The organism is Streptomyces sp. NPDC059695, from assembly GCF_042733785.1.
Taxonomy (GTDB): domain Bacteria; phylum Actinomycetota; class Actinomycetes; order Streptomycetales; family Streptomycetaceae; genus Streptomyces.
This window is the reverse complement of the sequence record NZ_JBHWFF010000064.1, coordinates 11,583-11,966: the sequence shown is the minus strand read 5'-3', so window position 1 is coordinate 11,966 and position 384 is coordinate 11,583. Positions and strand designations below refer to the sequence as shown.

The 384-nt window shown below is 84.9% G+C and carries 1 protein-coding gene; it reads left to right on the top strand.

Going from position 1 to position 384, the window contains the following annotated elements:
• The coding region (locus tag ACFV2S_RS37250; protein ID WP_385570614.1) for an AAA family ATPase at positions 1-384 on the top strand (384 nt) is incomplete at both ends.

The window sequence follows — 384 nt, the reverse complement described above, 5'->3', positions numbered from 1 at the left end:
CCGGCCCCGCCCCCCCCCCCCACCACCCCCCCCCCCCCCCCGCCCCCCCCCCGCCCCCCCCCCCCCCGCCCCCCACCCCCGCCCCGGACCCTCCCGCCGCCGCCGAGGGGCCCGCGCCCGACGCCGGCAACATCCGCCCCCGCCTCACCTCCTTCGTCGGGCGGGAGCCCGAGCTCGCCGCGCTCCGGGCCGACCTCACCCGCTCCCGGCTCGTCACGCTCACCGGGCCCGGCGGTTCCGGCAAGACGCGGCTCGCCGAGGAGGCCGCGCTCCGGGCCGCCGGGCCCCCCCCCCGGATCGCCGAGCTCGCCCCCCGCCCCGACCCCCCCCCCCCGCCCCGCCCCCGCCCCCCCCCCCCACCCCACCGCCAGATAAAACAGATAA